General features: G+C 67.5%; 1 protein-coding gene and 2 pseudogenes. 1 reads left to right on the top strand and 2 read right to left on the bottom strand.

Annotation, left to right across the window (positions count from 1 at the left end):
* Positions 1 to 93 (bottom strand): annotated as a pseudogene (locus ACFYML_RS36560) (IS5/IS1182 family transposase); the annotation flags it as partial.
* 295 nt (positions 94 to 388) lie between these two features.
* Between ACFYML_RS36560 and ACFYML_RS36555 the strand changes: the two are divergent.
* Complete coding sequence (locus ACFYML_RS36555; RefSeq protein WP_387425008.1) at positions 389 to 1,618, top strand: IS110 family transposase; 1,230 nt, start codon at positions 389 to 391, stop codon at positions 1,616 to 1,618.
* 20 nt (positions 1,619 to 1,638) lie between these two features.
* On the opposite strand, the pseudogene ACFYML_RS36550 reads toward ACFYML_RS36555, so the two are convergent.
* Positions 1,639 to 1,733 (bottom strand): annotated as a pseudogene (locus tag ACFYML_RS36550) (IS5/IS1182 family transposase); the annotation flags it as partial.

Below are 1,733 nucleotides of genomic sequence, written 5' to 3'. Positions count from 1 at the left end.
GTCCCGGCGGGCGACCTGATCAGAGCGTTCCGGGATGACGTGCCGGATTCCCCGTTGGCGCAGTGCTCGGCGGGTGGAGTCGTGGGCGTAGCCCTAATAGGCGCCGAGGGCGGCTCCGGTGACGTCTGATGCGTAGCCCGTGCTCTTTGAGTGCTTCGACAAGAGCGACGCGCCGGGGCCGCCCTGCTCAGCCGGTGGGGCGTAGCCTGCCGTGGTTCGAGCCGCCTGCCGGGATGATCTCTGGTTCAGCTTGGGCGTGGAGCCCTGCGACAGATCGAGGCCCTGGCGAGGGGCTGGGATCACGGACGGCTGATGGGGTGATGCGCTTCGAGCGCTGCTATTAGGGCGCCGGTTGGTCCCGCCAGGTTCATCGACGAAGGGGAACTGAATGACGGTGTCGTGTGGGATCGACTGGGCGGAAGGCCATCACGACGTCGCGGTCGTCGATGGCGACGGGAGGCTGCTGGCGAAGTTGCGGATCAGCGACGATATCCAGGGCTACCGAGCGTTGCTTGAGTTGCTCGCCGCTCACGGCGACCACCCGGAGACTCCCATCCCAGTGGCGATCGAGACCTCTCGAGGACTGTTGGTAGCGGCCGTTCGCGCCACCGGCCGGCCGATCTATGCGATCAATCCGATGGCGGTGGCCCGCTACCGCGAGCGTCACACACTCTCTCGCAAGAAGTCCGACCACCAGGACGCGATGGTGTTGGCGAACATCCTGCGCACCGACGCGGCGGCTCACCGTCCGCTGCCTGCGGACTCCGCGTTGGCGCAGGCTGTCACCGTACTCGCGAGAGCTCAGCAGGACGCGGTCTGGGACCGCACCTGCCTCCATAACCGCCTGCGGTCGCTGCTTCGCGAGTACTACCCGTCGATCATTTCGGCCTTCTCCGGCAAGCGAGACGGGCTGATCTCGCGCGAGGCGCGGGCGGTGCTCGCCGTGGCGCCGACGCCGGCGCGGGCAGCACGGCTGACATTGCCGCAGCTACGGTCAGCGCTCAAGACAGCTGGCCGTCAACGCGGGATCGACGCGGAAGCCAAACGACTCGCTGCCGTGTTTCGTCAAGCCTGGGCTGCTCAGCCCACAGTCGTCGAGGACGCGATGGGACAACACACCCTTGCGCTACTCAAACAGCTCGACGCCGCCTGCGAGGCCGCCGCGGAGCTGGCCGCCGCGGTGGATGAGGTGTTCGGGCAACACCCCGACGCGACCATCATCACCAGCTTCCCCGGCCTCGGCGTCATCACCGGCGCCCGAGTCCTGGCCGAGATCGGAGACGACCGCTCCCGCTTCGCCGATGCCGCAGGACTGAAGGCCTTCGCCGGTTCCGCGCCGGTCACCAGAGCGTCAGGCCGCACCGTCCGAGTCATGCACCGCCGAATCAAAAACAACAGACTCGCCGCCGCAGGACGACACTGGGCGTTCTCCGCACTCACCGCATCACCAGCGGCACGCGCCCACTACGACCGCCGTCGTGACCACGGCGACCGCTACGCAGCTAGTCTGCGGCGCCTGTTCAACAAGCTCATCGGCCAACTCCACCACTGCCTGCAATCCCGCATCGAATACCGCGAAGACCTCGGGTTCCCAACACCCACCACCCCCGCGGCTTGACCCTTGATCGCATGGGGTGTCTTGTCCGCGATCAGCACATCTGGGCGCTTGCGGGGCCGGCCCGGTCCCGGCTCGTTGACGCAGATCGCGTCCAGCAGCGGCAACAGTTGGGGGT

The sequence above is a fragment of the Micromonospora sp. NPDC007230 genome (assembly GCF_042869115.1).
In the GTDB taxonomy this organism is placed as follows: Bacteria; Actinomycetota; Actinomycetes; order Mycobacteriales; family Micromonosporaceae; genus Micromonospora.
This window is presented reverse-complemented; position numbering and strand designations above follow the sequence as displayed.

Coding starts and splice junctions, on each gene's coding strand:
- ACFYML_RS36555 (WP_387425008.1), top strand. CDS start 389: ATGACGGTGTCGTGTGGGATCGACTGGGCGGAAGGCCATCACGACGTC.